At 68.1% G+C, this 15,762-nt stretch carries 15 protein-coding genes; 7 read left to right on the top strand and 8 right to left on the bottom strand.

The annotated features are described in order from the left end of the window. Positions 1-23: 23 nt before the first annotated feature. The gene (locus EDD41_RS04895) at positions 24-1,127 is read left to right on the top strand and encodes a GuaB3 family IMP dehydrogenase-related protein (RefSeq protein ID WP_094763957.1); all 1,104 of its coding nucleotides are present in this window, start codon (positions 24-26) and stop codon (positions 1,125-1,127) included. A gap of 89 nt (positions 1,128-1,216) precedes the next feature. Then, complete coding sequence (locus EDD41_RS04890; RefSeq protein WP_123575154.1) at positions 1,217-1,513, top strand: chorismate mutase; 297 nt, start codon at positions 1,217-1,219, stop codon at positions 1,511-1,513. Positions 1,514-1,627: 114 nt separating this feature from the next. On the opposite strand, the gene EDD41_RS04885 is transcribed toward EDD41_RS04890, so the two are convergent. Together EDD41_RS04885 and EDD41_RS04880 are read right to left on the bottom strand one after the other, a co-directional pair. Then, the gene (locus EDD41_RS04885; RefSeq protein WP_094763959.1) at positions 1,628-1,942 is read right to left on the bottom strand and encodes a winged helix-turn-helix domain-containing protein; all 315 of its coding nucleotides are present in this window, start codon (positions 1,940-1,942) and stop codon (positions 1,628-1,630) included. Continuing rightward, a complete protein-coding gene (locus tag EDD41_RS04880) occupies positions 1,932-2,507 on the bottom strand; it encodes a hypothetical protein (protein WP_123575153.1) in 576 nt (191 codons plus the stop codon). Before EDD41_RS04880 ends, EDD41_RS04885 begins: the two co-directional genes overlap by 11 nt. 224 nt (positions 2,508-2,731) lie before the next feature. Here EDD41_RS04880 and EDD41_RS04875 point away from each other — a divergent pair, with 224 nt between their 5' ends. Further along, positions 2,732-4,537, top strand: coding sequence for an alpha/beta hydrolase (locus tag EDD41_RS04875; RefSeq protein ID WP_170165251.1), 1,806 nt, complete (start codon positions 2,732-2,734; stop codon positions 4,535-4,537). Between the two features lie 91 nt (positions 4,538-4,628). Here EDD41_RS04875 and cysK read toward each other — a convergent pair whose 3' ends face one another. Next, the gene (gene cysK / locus EDD41_RS04870) at positions 4,629-5,555 is read right to left on the bottom strand and encodes a cysteine synthase A (RefSeq protein ID WP_094763962.1); all 927 of its coding nucleotides are present in this window, start codon (positions 5,553-5,555) and stop codon (positions 4,629-4,631) included. 91 nt (positions 5,556-5,646) lie between these two features. Here cysK and guaA point away from each other — a divergent pair, with 91 nt between their 5' ends. Continuing rightward, the gene (gene guaA / locus EDD41_RS04865) at positions 5,647-7,197 is read left to right on the top strand and encodes a glutamine-hydrolyzing GMP synthase (RefSeq protein ID WP_123575151.1); all 1,551 of its coding nucleotides are present in this window, start codon (positions 5,647-5,649) and stop codon (positions 7,195-7,197) included. A 102-nt stretch (positions 7,198-7,299) separates the two neighbouring features. Here the strand turns inward: guaA and EDD41_RS04860 are convergent, their stop codons facing one another. Further along, positions 7,300-7,614, bottom strand: a complete 315-nt coding sequence (locus EDD41_RS04860) for a PspC domain-containing protein (RefSeq protein WP_123575150.1) — start codon at positions 7,612-7,614, stop codon at positions 7,300-7,302. Positions 7,615-7,819: 205 nt separating this feature from the next. Here EDD41_RS04860 and EDD41_RS04855 point away from each other — a divergent pair, with 205 nt between their 5' ends. Beyond that, positions 7,820-9,184 (top strand): ATP-binding protein, encoded by a 1,365-nt coding sequence (locus tag EDD41_RS04855; RefSeq protein WP_123575149.1) that lies wholly within the window; start codon positions 7,820-7,822, stop codon positions 9,182-9,184. Continuing rightward, a complete protein-coding gene (locus EDD41_RS04850) occupies positions 9,184-9,903 on the top strand; it encodes a response regulator (protein ID WP_094763966.1) in 720 nt (239 codons plus the stop codon). The genes EDD41_RS04855 and EDD41_RS04850 overlap by 1 nt, the downstream gene beginning before the upstream one ends. 6 nt (positions 9,904-9,909) lie before the next feature. On the opposite strand, the gene EDD41_RS16550 is transcribed toward EDD41_RS04850, so the two are convergent. The 4 genes from EDD41_RS16550 to EDD41_RS04835 all read right to left on the bottom strand — a co-directional run bounded on the left by EDD41_RS16550 (position 9,910) and on the right by EDD41_RS04835 (position 13,121). After that, complete coding sequence (locus tag EDD41_RS16550) at positions 9,910-10,116, bottom strand: hypothetical protein (RefSeq protein ID WP_148060474.1); 207 nt, start codon at positions 10,114-10,116, stop codon at positions 9,910-9,912. Next, the gene (locus EDD41_RS04845) at positions 10,109-11,383 is read right to left on the bottom strand and encodes a PspC domain-containing protein (RefSeq protein ID WP_170165250.1); all 1,275 of its coding nucleotides are present in this window, start codon (positions 11,381-11,383) and stop codon (positions 10,109-10,111) included. Before EDD41_RS04845 ends, EDD41_RS16550 begins: the two co-directional genes overlap by 8 nt. 136 nt (positions 11,384-11,519) lie before the next feature. Beyond that, entirely contained in the window at positions 11,520-11,780 is a 261-nt protein-coding gene (locus EDD41_RS04840; RefSeq protein WP_123575147.1) for a GlsB/YeaQ/YmgE family stress response membrane protein, read from the bottom strand. An 87-nt stretch (positions 11,781-11,867) separates the two neighbouring features. After that, positions 11,868-13,121, bottom strand: coding sequence for a phospholipase D-like domain-containing protein (locus EDD41_RS04835; RefSeq protein WP_123575146.1), 1,254 nt, complete (start codon positions 13,119-13,121; stop codon positions 11,868-11,870). 74 nt (positions 13,122-13,195) lie between these two features. On the opposite strand from EDD41_RS04835, the gene pcrA reads away from it, so the two are divergent. Further along, positions 13,196-15,706: a DNA helicase PcrA gene (gene pcrA, locus EDD41_RS04830; RefSeq protein WP_123575145.1), complete on the top strand. Its 2,511-nt coding sequence runs from the start codon at positions 13,196-13,198 to the stop codon at positions 15,704-15,706. Positions 15,707-15,762 lie beyond the last annotated feature (56 nt).

The raw sequence follows: 15,762 nt of genomic DNA, 5'->3' as shown, positions 1-15,762 counted from the left end.
AACCCGAGCAAGGACTGAACCTCATGTACGACATTGCCCGTAGCAAGCGCGCCACGAAGGCGTTCAGCTTCGACGACATCTCCATGGTCCCCACCCGCCGTACTCGCGGCATCGACATGGTGAACCTCAGCTGGAAGATCGACGCCGTCAGCTTCGACTTCCCGATCGTCGGCGCCCCGATGGACTCCGTGATGAGCCCCGAGACCGTCATCCAGATGGGGCGTCTCGGCGGCTTGGGCGTGCTGAACCTCGAGGGCCTGTGGACCCGCTACGAGGATCCCGAGCCCATCTTCGAGGAGCTCGCGGCCATCAGCGACCGCTACGAGGCCACCCGCTTAATGCAGCAGGTCTACGCCGAGCCCATCAAGGCGGAACTGATCACCGCGCGCATGCAGCAGATCCGTGAGGCCGGTGTCCCGGTGGCAGGATCGCTGAGCCCGCAGAACACCCGCGAATTCGCCAACACCGTGGAGAAGGCCGGCGTGGACTTCTTCGTGATCCGCGGCACCACGGTCTCCGCGGAGCACGTCAGCGAGGCCACCGAGCCGCTGAACCTCAAGGAGTTCATCCGCAAGCTGGAGGTGCCGGTCATCGTCGGCGGATGCGCCACCTACCAGAGCGCGCTCCACCTAATGCGTGCCGGCTCCGCCGGTGTGCTGGTCGGTTTCGGCGGCGGGGCCGCCCACACCACCCGCGACGTGCTGGGTATCGAGGTCCCGATGGCCTCGGCCATCTCGGCCGTGGCCGAGGCACGTCGCGACTACATGGACGAATCCGGTGGCCGCTACGTGAACCTGATTGCCGACGGGTCCGTGGGCCGCTCCGGTGACATCGCCAAGGCCATCGCCTGTGGCGCCGATGCCGTGATGGTCGGCTCGCCGCTGGCTCGCGCTGCCGAGGCTCCCGGCAAGGGGTGGCACTGGGGCTCCGAGGCCTGGCACGAGACCCTGCCGCGCGGCGAGCGGGTCCACTTCGACACGGTCGGCTCCTTCGAGGAAGTGCTCGTCGGCCCCTCGCACATCCCCGACGGCACGATGAACCTCGTCGGAGCCCTGCGTCGGTCCATGGCCTCCTGCGGCTACACCGAGGTGAAGGAGTTCCAGCGCATCGAGCTCGTCATCCGCTGATTGTGGTCAGTCGACTCCGGGTCGTCAGCCCGTCGCCTCACGTTGTGGGCAGGGCGCGGGTTGAAGGTCAGCGCCCATAGGCTGGGGGCATGACCCAGGCAACGGATCCGGAACTGCTGCGGCTGCGCTCCAGCATCGACAACCTCGACGCTGCCCTGGTGCACCTGCTGGCCGAACGCTTCAAGGTGACCCAGCGGGTGGGGGAGCTCAAGGCCACCAAGGGGCTGCCCCCGGCCGACCCCGACCGGGAGAAGCGGCAGATCGAGCGGCTGCGCGCCCTGGCCGTCGATGCCCAGCTGGACCCGGAGTTCGCCGAGAAGTTCCTCACCTTCATCGTCACCGAGGTGGTTCGGCACCACGAACGGATCGCCAAGGACCACGCCTGACAGTCCGGACCCCACCGGGCTGACGTTGCGCGCCCCAGCGCTCCTCGCGACGTGTGTGCGGGGCGCGACGTGCAAGAGCTGGTTCGACGTGCCGATGGGGCCAGGCGAGTGGCGTCAGCGCCCGAGATTGCGGATGGCGTCCATCTGCTCCCAGTGACGCTCCAGCGCTGCGCGCCCGGCGGGGGTGATCTCCTGCATGGTGCGGGGCAGCTTGCCCTGGAAGACCTTGGTGACCCGGATCAGGCCCGCGGCTTCCAGTTTTGACAGGTGGCTGGACAGATTGCCCTTGGTCAGCCCCAGCACGGTCTGCAAGAACTGGAAGTCGGCCTCCTTCTGGCCTTCGAGCACGCTCAGGATGCCGAGCCGCGCGGGTTCGTGCACCAACCTGTCGACGGCGAAGTCCGGCGTGGACACCTCGTCACTGCTCATCGGGCGTTCCCTTCCCCAGAGCACTGACCAGCCGCTGGTGGTCCACCGAGCCGATCACGATCAAGGGCAGCGCCAGGGTGCCCATCGCGAACCAGAACGACGGGTGGTAGCCGAACAGCGGGATGAAGGCGCACAGCGTCAGCGCCACGCAACTGATCCAGTGCCACATGGTCAGGCCGGTGTGCCGGAGCCCAGCCCACTTACCCGCCAGCATCAGAGGGCCGGCCACCAGGGGTGTCCACAACAGGGGGCCGGGGCGCCACTGGTCGAAGCCACTCGCGATCACGACGGCGAGGATGACAAGGATGCTGAACAGCACCGTGACGGCGCTTCGGCTGCGGGTGGAGCGGGCCTTGCCATAGCGCTTCTCGTACCACGTGACGCCGATTGCGACGCTGAGGCAGCTGCCGACCGCCATCCAGGTGAAGTCGCGGGTTGCCGCGGCGAGCAGGATCGAGATGCCCGTGCCGACGGTTATCAGCCCCTGGAGCATGTCGTAGTCCTTGCTCACCGCGATCCGGTCCTGCAGGTCTGTTGCGGGCCCTGTGTGCTGGGTGGCGTCCATGGCATCCTCTTGTCTGCAAACTGGTTTGTATCGCAAACCTATCTCTGGGGCGAACTGGTTTGCAATGCAGACCCGTCATCCTTGTTGATTCTTGGAATGTCTCGCATTCTGAGCTCCAAGGAAATATGGGGCGAGATGACCCCCGGCCGAGGTGAGGATGGGCGGACCATCCCCGGATGGCCCACCGCTGGTTCCTCTCGGGGAACCCGACACTCAGGAGACCCATGTCATCCAGGCATCGCCTCGTCCCCGCCGTCCTTGCGCTCGGCACCGCAGCCAGCATGATCACCTCGGCAGCCCAGGCGCTGCCGGTCCAGCCGTCGCAGCCGCAACCTGCGCGTTCGGCCAAGGCCACCGCGGCCATCAATGCCGTCAAGAACCCCAAGGTCGTCTGGCGGCGCTGCGCTCCAGGCCTGCAGTGCGGCAACCTCGTCGTCCCGCTCGACTATGCGGACATGGACAAGGGAACCATAACCCTGCCCGTCTCCCGCCGCCCCGCGGACCAGCCGAAGCGGCGGATCGGCTCGTTGTTCACCAATCCGGGCGGCCCCGGAGGCGCCTCCAACCAGACGGTCACCTTCTTCGCCAATTCCCTGGGCCGCGACGTGCGCGCCCGCTTCGACATCGTCGGCGTCGCCCCGCGGGGGATGGATGGCGAAGCCCTGGCCGAGTGCACCGGCGATGCGGCCGATGCAGGAAGTGCGTCGATGCCCCTCACCTACCCGCTCAATCCCGCCGAGGTCGAGCAGGTCTTCGCCCAGAACACCATGATCCAGAAGGCCTGCAAGGAGAAGGGGGCAGAGATCCTCTCGCACATGTCGACGGCAGATGTGGCGCGTGACATGGATCTGGCGCGACGCGCCCTGGGAGACAAGAAGATCACCTATCACGGCGTCTCCTACGGCAGCTACCTGGGCGCCACCTATGCCGCGATGTACCCGAAGAATGTCCGCGCCCTGGTGGTGGACGGCGTGCTGGATCCCGTGGAGTGGGCCACCGGCCGCGGGAAGCAGGGGGGCGCCGTCCCTGTCACGGAGCGGATCGGCTCCGGGCATGGTGTCGCGGGGGCCTTCGAAGCCCTGCTCGCCGAATGCGAGCGCGTCGGGACCGCCGCTTGCCCCGAGGCCGGTTCGGTGCGTTCCGACTGGCACACCATCCAGCGCATCCTCGCCGCCGGTCCCGTGGACCTCGGGCAGGGATACGCGCTGCGGGAGGATGACGTCATCGGCATGATGACCGGCGTCCTGTACAGCCATGAGGAGTCCGCCCTCGTGCCCTCGGTGCTGCACGACATGGCCGTCGAGCTGACCGCACTGTCCACCGTGAACAGGGTCAATGCCGCCTCGAGCCCCGCGGCGCGCAAGGTGCAGGCCACGAAGAAGGCAACTGCCCAGCAGAAGGCACGTGGCGTCGCCCGGGAGATGGAGCGGCTGGCGGAGCGGGCTGCGAAGAGCGTCCCGGCCGGCACGGTGGACGACGACAGGGCTGTGCACCGCGGGCCCGTCCTGGATCCCACCGGTGAGACGACACCCGAACCCACGCCGGATCCCACCGAAATCCCCAGCGAGCCGGCGCAGCCGCCGGTCTACGGTGTCGGCTTCCATGCCGTGCTGTGTGGGGACTCGGTCAACCCCTCCTCGCGTGCCGCGTGGGTGGCGGCCAATGACCGGGTGCGTGAGCAGGACGGTGGTTTCGGCCAGATGTGGCTGTGGAGCTCCAGCTTGTGTGCCGGGTGGCCGGTCAAGGCGTCGGGCGTCTACCGCGGTTCCTTCGGCAAGCCCACCTCGGCCCCGGTGCTGGTCATGACAACGGACCATGACCCGGCGACGCCCATGAGCGGTGCGGTGGCCTATCGCAAGACGCTCAAGACCTCGCGCCTGGTGACGGTGAAGGGTGCCTGGGCGCACTCGACGCTGGACATCTCGGCCTGCTCGGACAAGATCCGCAACAGCTACCTGCTGACCGGCAAGGCGCCGGCCAAGGACGTCGTCTGCAAGCCGGACCACGCCCTGTTCACACAACTGGGCTGACCCACCCACCCGGACGCACAGAGGCCCGGCCACTCCTCGTGGGGAGTGGCCGGGCCTCGTGCACTCCGCAGTTTGCGGCGCTTGGCTTGCGTCAGTTCATCAGGTCGGAGAACAGGACCGTGGACAGGTAGCGCTCACCGAAGTCGGGGAGCACGACGACGATGGTCTTGCCGGCCATCTCGGGGCGCTCGGCGACCTGCTTGGCGGCCACCAGGGCGGCCCCGGACGAGATCCCCACCAGCAGGCCCTCCTCCTTGGCGGCGCGACGAGCCATCTCGATGGCCTCTTCACCCTTGACCGGCAGCACCTCGTCGACGATGTCGCGGTCGAGGGTGTCGGGCACGAAGTTGGCGCCCAGGCCCTGGATCTTGTGCGGGCCGGCGGTGCCCTCGGTCAGCAGCGGGCTCTCGGCGGGCTCGATGGCGAAGACCTTGACCTCCGCCTTGTTCTCCTTGAGGAACTTGCCCGCGCCGGAGACGGTGCCTCCGGTGCCGACGCCCGCGATGAAGGCGTCGATGCTGCCCTCGGTGTCCTCCCAGACCTCCGGGCCGGTGGTCTTGTAGTGGATGGCGGGGTTGGCCTCATTGGCGAACTGGCGGGCCAGGACGCCACCGCGTTCGGCAGCGATCTCCCCGGCCTTCGCCACCGCACCCTTCATGCCCTCGGCTCCCGGGGTGAGCACCAGCTCGGCGCCATAGGCGCGCAGCAGGGCGCGACGCTCCATGCTCATGGTCTCCGGCATGGTCAGCACGACCTTGTAGCCGCGGGCGGCGCCGACCATCGCCAGGGCGATGCCGGTGTTGCCGCTGGTTCCCTCGACGATGGTGCCGCCGGGCTTCAGCTCGCCGGAGGCCTCGGCGGCGTCGATGATGGCCACGCCGATGCGGTCCTTGACCGAGTTGGCCGGGTTGTAGAACTCCAGCTTGGCGAGCACGGTGGCATTGCTTCCCACCAGCTTGTTGAGCTTCACGAGGGGGGTGCGGCCCACCACGGCGGTCACGTCGTCAAAAGTCTTCATGACAGGTGCAACCGCGCGGTCAGTCCATTTGTTCCGATGGTTGAAAAGTGTCTCACATCGTGGGCCTCGCGCGTCCCCTAGACTGTGGCCCATGCTTGCCGACCATGATCTCGTCGTCGTCATCGACTTCGGAGCCCAGTACGCCCAACTCATCGCCCGTCGAGTCCGTGAGGCCGGCGTCTACTCGGAGATCATGCCGCACTCGGCCTCCGCCGAGCGGATCCTGGAGCGCAAGCCCGCCGCGATCATCCTGTCCGGTGGACCCCAGTCGGTCTACGCCGAGAACTCCCCGCACATCGACCCCGCCATCTTCGACGCCGGCGTGCCCGTGATGGGCATCTGCTACGGCTTCCAGGAGATGGCCGCGGCGATGGGTGGCGTGGTCGCCAAGACCGGTCTGAGCGAGTTCGGCCGCACGCCCGTCGAGGTCGACGAAGCCGGGGCCCTGCTCGAGGGCTGCACCGGCGCGACGGTGTGGATGTCCCATGGTGACTCCGTCACCAGCGCACCCGAGGGTTTCACGCCTCTGGCGCACACCGCCGGTGCCGCTGTCGCCGCCTACGAGAACACCACCAAGCGGATGGCCGGCGTCCAGTGGCACCCCGAAGTGCTGCACTCGGACATTGGGCAGCAGGTGATCGAGAACTTCCTGGTGAAGATCGCCGGCTGCAGCCAGGACTGGCAGGCCAGTTCCATCGTCGACGAGGCCGTGGCCGCGGTGAAGGAGAAGGTGGGCAGCAAGAAGGTGCTCTGCGCCCTGTCCGGTGGCGTCGACTCCATGGTGGCCGCCGCCATCGTGCAGAAGGCCATCGGAGACCAGCTCACCTGTGTTTACGTCGACCACGGCCTGCAGCGCAAGGGCGAGTCCGACCAGGTGGAGAAGGACTTCGTCGAGATCACGGGCGCCAAGCTCGTCGTCAAGGACGTCAGCGACCGCTTCCTCGCCAAGCTGGCCGGCGTCATCGACCCCGAGGCCAAGCGCAAGGCCATCGGCAACGAATTCATCCGCGTCTTCGAGGACACCGCCCGGGAGATCGCCGACGCCGACGGCATCGACTTCCTGGTGCAGGGCACCCTGTACCCCGACGTCGTCGAGTCCGGCGGAGGAGAAGGCGCCGCAAACATCAAGAGCCACCACAATGTGGGCGGCCTGCCAGAGGACATGCAGTTCCAGCTGATCGAGCCGCTGCGCACCCTGTTCAAGGACGAGGTGCGCGCCGCGGGCATGCAGCTCGGACTGCCCGAGAAGCTCGTCTACCGCCACCCCTTCCCCGGCCCCGGCCTGGGTATCCGGATCATCGGTGAGGTCACCCGCGAACGCCTGGACATCCTGCGCGAGGCCGACTTCATTGCCCGCGAGGAGCTCACCAAGGCCGGTCTGGACCGCTCCATCTGGCAGTTCCCCGTCGTGCTGCTCGCCGACGTCCGCTCCGTCGGAGTCCAGGGAGACGGCCGCACCTACGGCCACCCGATCGTGCTGCGCCCCGTCACCAGCGAGGACGCGATGACCGCCGACTGGGGCCGCCTGCCCTACGAGGTGCTCGAGAAGATGAGCACCCGCATCACCAATGAGGTGCGCGAGGTGAACCGCGTCGTGGTGGACATCACCAGCAAGCCGCCGGCCACGATTGAGTGGGAGTGAGGGGACGACCCCCAGACCCCGGGATCCACAGCACAGCAACCGACGCGCCCCGCACCTGATGACAGGTGCGGGGCGCGTCGGTTTGTAGCGACCGGGGGAAGGTCAGTTGCGGGGTTCCTCGTAGGGATTGAAGACGTCGGTCGGGGCGTTGCCGGAACGCTTGGCGTCATTGCTCGCCTTCCAGTCCTTGGCCTGGGTGATCAGGGTGTCGACGCCGGCCTTCTCGGAGCCTTCCTCGGGCATCAGCAGCCACATGATCGGGTAGATCCACAGGGTGACGCCGCCGAACAGGACGGCCAACAGGACGACGACGCGGACGAGGCCGGTGTCGACCTTCAGGTAGCGGGCGATTCCGGAGCACACGCCGGCGATCATGCGGTCGTCGGTGGGCCGGACGAGGTTCGGGATGAGTGCCATGGTGCTGTTCTCCTTGGATGGCGGCCGGCCGGGTGAGACCGGGCCGCGGGTGGTTGTCCTGCGTGGTGCCTCGAAGGGGCTTCCTTCTGACATCCATCCTGCCCCGGCCGGGGTCTGCTGAACATCCGGCAGAACCCTGATCGCCACCCGACACGAACCCAGCAAGGGTGGCGCCCCACCCATGCGCGTGTGAGGCTTGGACCTGATGGAGGATCAGCCCGTACCCGGCACCCCGGCCGCTCCCGACGAGCCGTCGGTGCCTTCGTCGCGCCCCCAGCAGGAGGCCGCGGACGGGCTGGTGCCGCTCGACCCCCTGGAGCAAGCCCCGGTCCGCGCGCACCGCTCCTCGCAGGGAGCGTGGCTCGGCGGAGTTGCCGCAGGCATCGCCGACCATCTCGGCTGGCCCGTGATGCTGGTACGAGGCGCCTTCGTGCTCCTGGGGAGCATGCAGATGATCGGGGTCTTCGCCTACGGCCTGCTCTGGGTCCTGTTGCCCGCCGACGACGAGCAGGACGAGCCCGAGGCCCCCGGCCTGGAAGCGGCCAGACGTCAGGACATGCGTCGTCGGCCCGGCCCGGCCATGGAGCGGGTCCGCCAGGACGTTGCGGCCGTCGGTTCCATGGTGCTGGTGGGAAGTGGCCTGGTGCTGCTGGTCAGCCGCTTCGGCCTGGGGCCCTCCTCTGCGGTCTTCTGGCCGTTGGCCTTCGCGGCCGCAGGCGTTGCCATCGTGTGGCGGCAGGCCGATGCACCACGAACGTCGACCAGCGAGACGGAGGGACGGTTCGGCCGGCTGATGCTGGGCCGTCACTGGGGTGAGTTGCTGAGGATGATGGTGGGTCTGTCACTGGTCGGGGCTTCGGTCTCGATGGTGGCCGCCAGCCAGATCGGGGTTGCCCAGTTGCCGATGGTGCTGGGCTTCGCGGCGCTCCTGCTGCTCGGCGTCGGCATTGCCGGGGCGCCGTGGGTGGCCAAGTGGCGCAGGGCCTCGCAGACTGCCCACGAGCGGGCCCTGCTGGAGCAGGCGCGCGCCGACATGGCAGCCCACCTGCACGACTCCGTGCTGCAGACGCTGGCCCTGATCCAGCGCCAGTCCAATGACCCCCGGACCGTGGCTGCGCTGGCTCGCCGGCAGGAACGGGAGCTGCGCACCTGGCTCTACGGGGAGGTCCCGGCCGACACCTCACTGAAGACGGCCCTGACCAGGGCGACCCAGGAGATCGAGGACGAGCGGGGCGTCGAGGTGGAGCTGGTCTGCGTCGGCGACGCGGACACCGACCCGCAGACGGATGCCGTGGTGCGCGCCGCACGCGAGGCCATGATGAATGCCGCCAAGCACTCCGGTGAACAGCGGATCGACGTCTACTGCGAGGTCGAGGATGGGCAGGTGGAGGTCTTCGTCCGAGATCGTGGAGCGGGCTTCGACCCCGAGACCATCGACGATGACAGGATGGGTGTGCGACGTTCGATCCTCGAGAGGATGGAACGGTATGGAGGCAGTGCTCGGATCCGCACCGCGCCCGGTGAGGGCACGGAGGTGCGGCTCGTGATGGAGATCGGAAGGGACGACTGATGAACCACAACGACGAACAGGTCACTGCCTTGGGCGAGGCCGGGGGAAGCCAGCCGCCCGCCACTGGGCACCAGGGGCCCTGGCGGATCGTGTTGGTGGATGACCACGCCATGTTCCGCGCCGGCGTGCGCCACGAGCTGGGCCAGTCCGATCGGGTCAGCATCGTCGGTGAGGGCGAGGACGTCCCCACCGCGGTGAGGGCCGTCATCGAGGCCCAGCCCGACGTCGTCCTGCTCGACGTCCACCTGCCCGGTGGTGGAGGTGCCGAGGTGGTCAAGCAGGTGCATTCCCGCTCGCCACAGACCAAGTTCCTGGCACTCAGCGTCTCCGACGCCGCGGAGGACGTGATCGGCGTGATCCGGGCCGGGGCGCGCGGCTATGTCACGAAGTCCATCTCCAGCGAGGACCTGCTCGAGGCCATCGCCCGGGTGGGTGGCGGGGACGCGGTCTTCTCCCCGCGGCTGGCGGGTTTCGTGCTGGACGCGTTCAGCGGAAGCATCGACGTCGCGAGCATCGACGAGGATCTCGACCGGTTGAGCCCCCGGGAACGGGAGGTCCTGAAGCTGATTGCCCGTGGCTACGCCTACAAGGAGGTGGCCCGAGAGCTGTTCATCTCCGTCAAGACCGTCGAGACGCACGTCTCCAGCGTGCTGCGCAAGCTGCAGCTGTCCAACCGGCACCAGCTCACAAAGTGGGCCACCGACCGCAAGCTGGTCTGAGGACCGTCACCGGCGATGCCGTCCTGCTCGCCCCGTCAGGGCGGCCAGCAGGCCGAGGCCGATCAGCACGAAGGGGGCGGCGACGGCCAGCCGCTGGTCGTCCAGCGGGTGACCCAGCGCACGCCAGAAGATGAGTCCGGAGGCGAGCAGCAGCACAAGGCCGCACCACAAGGCGTCGGCCTGGCGTCGGGAACACTGCCTCGTTTCAGCCATGGCTCACCTTCCCTGAGGCGGCCACCAGCGTGAGGTCCAACACCAGGTCCGGTGACCGGTTCGGGTGGGAGGACCACGTGCCATCGCGGCCACCGTCCTGCGTGAACCGCTCGCCTTCCCCGTCGATCTCCAGATCGGCCGCCCGCAGGTGGTAGTCCACGCGGACCACGGCCCCGCGGGGGACGATGACCTCCACGTCGGCGGCCTTGGCGTCGAGCGCCAGACGCCTGGGTGCGGAGATGCCGGAGAGGTCCATGCCGGACAGGTCGTAGCGGGCCTCGGTGGCGACCACGCGGACGGGCTCCGAGGGAATCTGCGTCGCAGAGGTCCACGCCACGTCGATGGGGTGCAGGGAGCTTGGTGTGGGCGTCAGGGCCGAGGCGACGACCAGCAGCCCGGCAAGCACCGCAAGCCGCGGCCGGGGCAGGTTCAGCAGCCAGGACAGCAGGAGTCCGCAGGCGAGCACGGCCAGCCCGGCAGCGTGCTGGAAGAGTCGCGGCTCGGGCACGCCCTCGGTCGGGACCACGGCTGCGGCCAGTCCCGCGGCCACCAGCAACAGGATTCCCAGCAGCCAGGAGCGACGGGGGCCAATGCGTGTCGGCGCCGCGTCATCGGCCCAGGCCGCAGCCGCCGGAGCGGACGGGACCGGGGCAGGGGCCACGGGTGCAGGGGCAGAGGGAGGGGCGGATCGGACCGGCACGGGGGCCGCGGCAAGGGGCTGGACCATGGCTGCCGGATGCGGCTGTAGGCCCACCTCGTCGAGCCGACGCTGCCAGGCAGTGATGGCGTTCACGTACTGCGGCCCGGCCGTCAGGGGAGCGGTGCTGGGGGCAGGAGACGGGTCCGTGTGCGTGGCCGAGGGGGCATTCCACCGTCGGGCCATGACGACCAGGAGCAGCAGGACGAGGCCCGGGCCAATGCTCCCGCCCCCTATCTGTGTCAGCGGGAGACAGGCCATCAGGCACACCGCCAGGGCCACCTTGGCCTGCCGACGAAGTGGCCACGCGTCGAGTTGTGGGAACCACTGCTGTGCCAGCGAGCGCGTCGCGCCCTGTTGCGGAAGCAGGAACCAGGCGGCGGCATAGACCAGCACCCCGAAACCGGAGGACAGGGCCAGGATGACGGCGGCCAACCTGACGAGCAGCGGGTCAACACGAAGGTGCTGGGCAAGGCTGAAGCAGACTCCCGCGATGGCGGCGTCGTCGCGGCTGCGACGAAGGGCAGCAAGCCCTTCCTCGGGCGCGACGGGCAGCTGGGAAGTCTCCATACCCACCATCCTGCTGGGTCGGCGGCCGATGGACCATCGGTGACAACCCTGAATTGGCCGGGGGACGCCAGAAGGCCCCGGCCGTAGCCGGGGCCTTCTGGGAGTTGGGGAAGGAAGGTTTGTGGTGCCTGACGGGTCAGGCGCGAGCCGAGCGGCCCTTGATGAAGCCCCAGATCGCCAGCACGACGAGCGCGCCGATGACCGAGAGGACGATGCTGCCGATGTTGAAGCCGGTGACCGACATGCCGAAGAGCGAACCGATCAGGCTGCCGACAAAGGCGCCGACAACACCCAGCAGCATGGTGACGAAGATGCCGCCGCCCTGCTCACCGGGCATGACGAGCTTGGCGAGGGAGCCTGCAATGAGGCCGAGGACGAGCGTTGCAATAATTCCCATGTCTTGACCATAGAACGTGGGACTTGCCAAAGTCCTGTTATTCCCCTCCCGGCGAAACGACCCCACCCAAGGGGGTGGTCCGACGCCTCAGAACAGGGGTCGCCAGGGGGCCAGCAGGCCTTCGGTGAACTTAGCCACCATCGAGCGTCGCTGCCACTCGTCGTAGGTCAGCTCGACGCAGTTGGTCTCGTCGACGGCCCAGATCTCCTCCATCCGACGCGCCACCGCCTCGTCGTGGATCTCGGCGTTGACCTCGTAGTTGCCGGCCAGGCTCAACCGGTCCAGGTTGGCGGTGCCGATGGTGGACCAGTAGCCGTCGATCGTGCCGGTCTTGGCGTGCACCATCGCGCCCTGGTAGAGGAACAGGCGCACCCCGCACCGCAGGAGGTCCTCGTAGAAGCCGCGGGACAACCAGTCCGCGACCACGTGGTTGGACTGGGCCGGGACGATGATCCGCACGTCGACACCGCGTCGGGCCGCGGCGAACAGGGCGGCGGTCAGGTCGTCATCGGGAATCAGGTAGGCCTGGGTCAGCCAGATGCGCTCGGCGGCCCGGTCGATGGCCTCCAGGTACATGTTGCGGATGGGGTAGACCGCAAGCCGAGGAGAATTGCGGTGCACCCGTACCCGGGTCTGCCAGGAGCGACGGGCGGTCTGCACGAGCTCCGGCGTGGTGTCCCGGCGAGGTCCCAGAAGCCCGACCGGCCGCATGTTCCAGTAGTCGATGAAGGCATTCTCGATCTCGGGCACGCCCGGGCCGACCAGCCGGGCATGGGTGTCGCGCCATCGGTCGGAATAGGTGTCGCCGATGTTGTATCCGCCGATGTAGGCGACCGCGGAGTCCACCACCAACAGCTTGCGATGGTCCCGGCCGGTGTTGCGCGGATTGAGCAAGGCAGGGCTGCCGAGGATGGGATGGCTCTGGATCTGGACATTGTCCGGGAAATGGAAGAAGGACCGGGGGACCACCAGGTTCGCGAACTCGTCGTAGATGGCGCAGACTCGCACGCCCCGGTCCGCGGCCGCCACCAGTGCATCCTTGAAGCGCTGCCCGGTGGCGTCGCCCTTCCAGATGTAGGTCTCGAGGTAGACGCTGTGCCTGGCGCGGTGGATGTCGGCCAGCATGGCTTCGTAGAGGTCCTGGCCGAAGGTGTAGATCGTCACCTCGTCGGGGCCCGCCTGGACGGGGGTGGGATCCGCGACGGGGAAGCGGTACGGGCGTCGCCCGCGTCGCTTCACCGCGTCCACGGCGGTGAGACCCACTGCCGTCCCCACCTGCGCGGTGAACAGGGTGGCCATGGCGCGTGTGGCGATGCGCTTGGCCGCGTCGGTTCGTGACATGCCCCCACCATAGCCATGGTCCTGGACGGGGGCAGGCCGGCGTTGTCGGTGGCAGCGAATAGGGTGTACCTGCCATGACGAATGATCCGATGCCAGACCTGTTCAGCGCCTTCGACCCACAGCCCACCCTCCGCAGCGTCCGTCCCGCGAGCCCGGAGGCCCAGCCGGCGCAGGCCGAACGCCCTGGCGTCGAGCAACTGCTGGAGGGCCTGAACGAACCCCAGCGCCAGGCGGTGCTGCATGCCGGCGGTCCGGTTCTGGTGGTGGCGGGTGCGGGTTCCGGCAAGACCCGGGTGCTGACCCGCAGGATCGCCCACCTGGTGGCCGCGCGCAATGTGCATCCGGGCTCGATCCTGGCCATCACCTTCACCAACAAGGCGGCGGCGGAGATGAAGAGCCGCGTGATCGAGCTGGTGGGAAACCGGGCCAAGCTGATGTGGGTCAGCACCTTCCACTCGGCCTGTGTCCGGATCCTGCGCAGTGACATCGACAAGTTCGGGATGAACCGCAACTTCTCGATCTACGACGACACCGACGCCAAGCGCCTGATGACGCTGGTGCATCGCGACCTCCAGATGGACGTCAAGAAGCAGCCGGTGCGGGCGGTGATGAACTGGGTCAGCAACTGCAAGAACGAGCTGGTGGACCACGATTCCGCCCTGACGAATGCCGGTGAGGGCAATGAGCGCCCCTTCGCGCAGGCCTATGCGGAGTACCAGCGTCGGCTGGTGGCCGCCAATGCCCTGGACTTCGACGACCTGATCATGACCACCGTCCACCTGCTGCAGGCCTTCCCGGACCTGCGGGAGGGCTATCGTCGTCGCTTCCGGCAGGTGCTCGTCGACGAGTATCAGGACACCAACCACGCCCAGTACCAGCTGATCCGGCAGCTGTGCGGCGAGCTCGACGACGTGTTGCTCACCGACGGGACGCCCACCGTGGCCGCGCCGGAGCTGATGGTGGTGGGTGACTCGGACCAGTCCATCTACGCCTTCCGCGGAGCGACAATCCGCAACATCCTGGACTTCGAGAGTGACTTTCCCGGTGCCGCCACCATCCTGTTGGAACAGAACTACCGCTCCACCCAGAACATCCTCACCGCCGCCAATGCCGTGATCGGGCACAACCCGAACCGGCCGGAGAAGCGGTTGTGGAGCGACCAGGGCACCGGGGACCTGATCACCGGCTATGTCGCGGACACCGAGCACGACGAGGCGCAGTTCATCGCCACGGAGATTGACAAGTTGGCCGACGATGGCAAGCACCGCTATGGCGACGTCGCGGTCTTCTACCGCACCAATGCCCAGTCGCGTGCCTTCGAGGAGGTCTTCATCCGCGTCGGGCTGCCCTACAAGGTGGTCGGTGGGGTGCGCTTCTACGAGCGCAAGGAGATCCGCGACGCGATCAGCTACCTGCGTGCCATCGCCAATCCGGCCGACGACGTGAGCGTGCGTCGCATCCTCAACGTGCCCAAGCGCGGCATCGGGGACCGCGCGGAGGCCGCCATCGATGCCCTGGCCACCAGCGAGCGGATCAGCTTTTCCGCGGCCCTTGACCGGGCCAGCGAGGCGCCCGGCATCGCAACCCGGAGTTTCAAGCAGATCAAGGACTTCGCGGAGATGATGGGCCGGCACCGCCAGATGGTGGCCGAGGGGACACCGGCTGACGAGGTGCTGACCAGCATCCTCAAGGCGTCGGGCTACCTGACCGAGCTGGAGAATTCCAAGGACCCGCAGGATGAGACCCGGCTGGAGAACCTCGTCGAACTGGTCTCCGTCGCGGGGGAGTTCGTGGCGGCCGCGCATTCGGTGGACCTGGGCGAGGGTGTTCCCGGTCTGGGGGAGAGTGACGACGAGGCCGAAGAACTGGGCGACGAGCTGGCCGCCGGCATGCCGGAACCGGATGACAGTCTTCCCGCCTTCCTGGAGCGCATCGCGCTGGTGGCGGACTCCGACCAGATTCCCGACGACGTGGATGGCGCGGGTGTCGTGACCCTGATGACGCTGCACACCGCCAAGGGCCTGGAATTCGACACCGTCTTCCTGACGGGCTTCGAGGACGGTGTCTTCCCGCACATGCGTGCCCTGATGGACCGCAGCGAGCTGCAGGAGGAGCGGCGTCTGGCCTATGTGGGCATCACCCGGGCCCGCAAGCGGCTGTACCTGTCGCGCGCCGCGGTGCGTACGGCCTGGGGGGCCCCGGCCTACAATCCGCCCAGCCGCTTCCTGGAGGAGATCCCGGCGCACCTGATGGACTGGCGTCGGACCGGAGCTGCGCTGACCGGCTGGGCGAGCTCGTCGGCCACCCGCAGCGCCCAGGCCCGGCAGAGCACCGGTTACGGCTCGTCGAGCCGTACCCTGTCCTCGCAGGGCGGCGGCATGCCCAGCTTTGGTTCGGGCAAGGGACGAGCCGTCAAGACGGTGGCCTCCGTGGATGCGGGGGACCGGGTGCTGCACAGCACCTTCGGCCTGGGCACGGTGGTCGCGACCTCGGGCAGCGGGGACCAGATGAAGGCCGACGTGGACTTCGGGACGGCCGGGCTGAAGCGGCTCAGCCTCAAGCACGCGCCCATGGAGAAGCTCTGACGGTCCGGTGGGGCTGAGCATTTCTTGGCCTTCTCAGGGGGCCCGTGGGCGCTCGG

It is taken from the genome of Luteococcus japonicus, from assembly GCF_003752415.1.
Taxonomy (GTDB): Bacteria; Actinomycetota; Actinomycetes; order Propionibacteriales; family Propionibacteriaceae; genus Luteococcus; species Luteococcus japonicus.
The sequence above is the reverse complement of the archived record's forward strand: the minus strand, read 5'-3'. Positions and strand labels throughout refer to the sequence as shown.

Bases quoted from the DNA above. Each gene is read 5' to 3' on its own strand.
- EDD41_RS04850 (WP_094763966.1), top strand. From the start codon at position 9,184: ATGAACCACAACGACGAACAGGTCACTGCCTTGGGCGAGGCCGGGGGA.
- EDD41_RS04845 (WP_170165250.1), bottom strand. From the start codon at position 11,383: ATGGAGACTTCCCAGCTGCCCGTCGCGCCCGAGGAAGGGCTTGCTGCC.
- EDD41_RS04890 (WP_123575154.1), top strand. From the start codon at position 1,217: ATGACCCAGGCAACGGATCCGGAACTGCTGCGGCTGCGCTCCAGCATC.
- EDD41_RS04840 (WP_123575147.1), bottom strand. From the start codon at position 11,780: ATGGGAATTATTGCAACGCTCGTCCTCGGCCTCATTGCAGGCTCCCTC.
- cysK (WP_094763962.1), bottom strand. From the start codon at position 5,555: ATGAAGACTTTTGACGACGTGACCGCCGTGGTGGGCCGCACCCCCCTC.
- EDD41_RS04835 (WP_123575146.1), bottom strand. From the start codon at position 13,121: ATGTCACGAACCGACGCGGCCAAGCGCATCGCCACACGCGCCATGGCC.
- EDD41_RS16550 (WP_148060474.1), bottom strand. From the start codon at position 10,116: ATGGCTGAAACGAGGCAGTGTTCCCGACGCCAGGCCGACGCCTTGTGG.
- pcrA (WP_123575145.1), top strand. From the start codon at position 13,196: ATGACGAATGATCCGATGCCAGACCTGTTCAGCGCCTTCGACCCACAG.
- guaA (WP_123575151.1), top strand. From the start codon at position 5,647: ATGCTTGCCGACCATGATCTCGTCGTCGTCATCGACTTCGGAGCCCAG.
- EDD41_RS04855 (WP_123575149.1), top strand. From the start codon at position 7,820: ATGGAGGATCAGCCCGTACCCGGCACCCCGGCCGCTCCCGACGAGCCG.
- EDD41_RS04885 (WP_094763959.1), bottom strand. From the start codon at position 1,942: ATGAGCAGTGACGAGGTGTCCACGCCGGACTTCGCCGTCGACAGGTTG.
- EDD41_RS04875 (WP_170165251.1), top strand. From the start codon at position 2,732: ATGTCATCCAGGCATCGCCTCGTCCCCGCCGTCCTTGCGCTCGGCACC.
- EDD41_RS04895 (WP_094763957.1), top strand. From the start codon at position 24: ATGTACGACATTGCCCGTAGCAAGCGCGCCACGAAGGCGTTCAGCTTC.
- EDD41_RS04880 (WP_123575153.1), bottom strand. From the start codon at position 2,507: ATGGACGCCACCCAGCACACAGGGCCCGCAACAGACCTGCAGGACCGG.
- EDD41_RS04860 (WP_123575150.1), bottom strand. From the start codon at position 7,614: ATGGCACTCATCCCGAACCTCGTCCGGCCCACCGACGACCGCATGATC.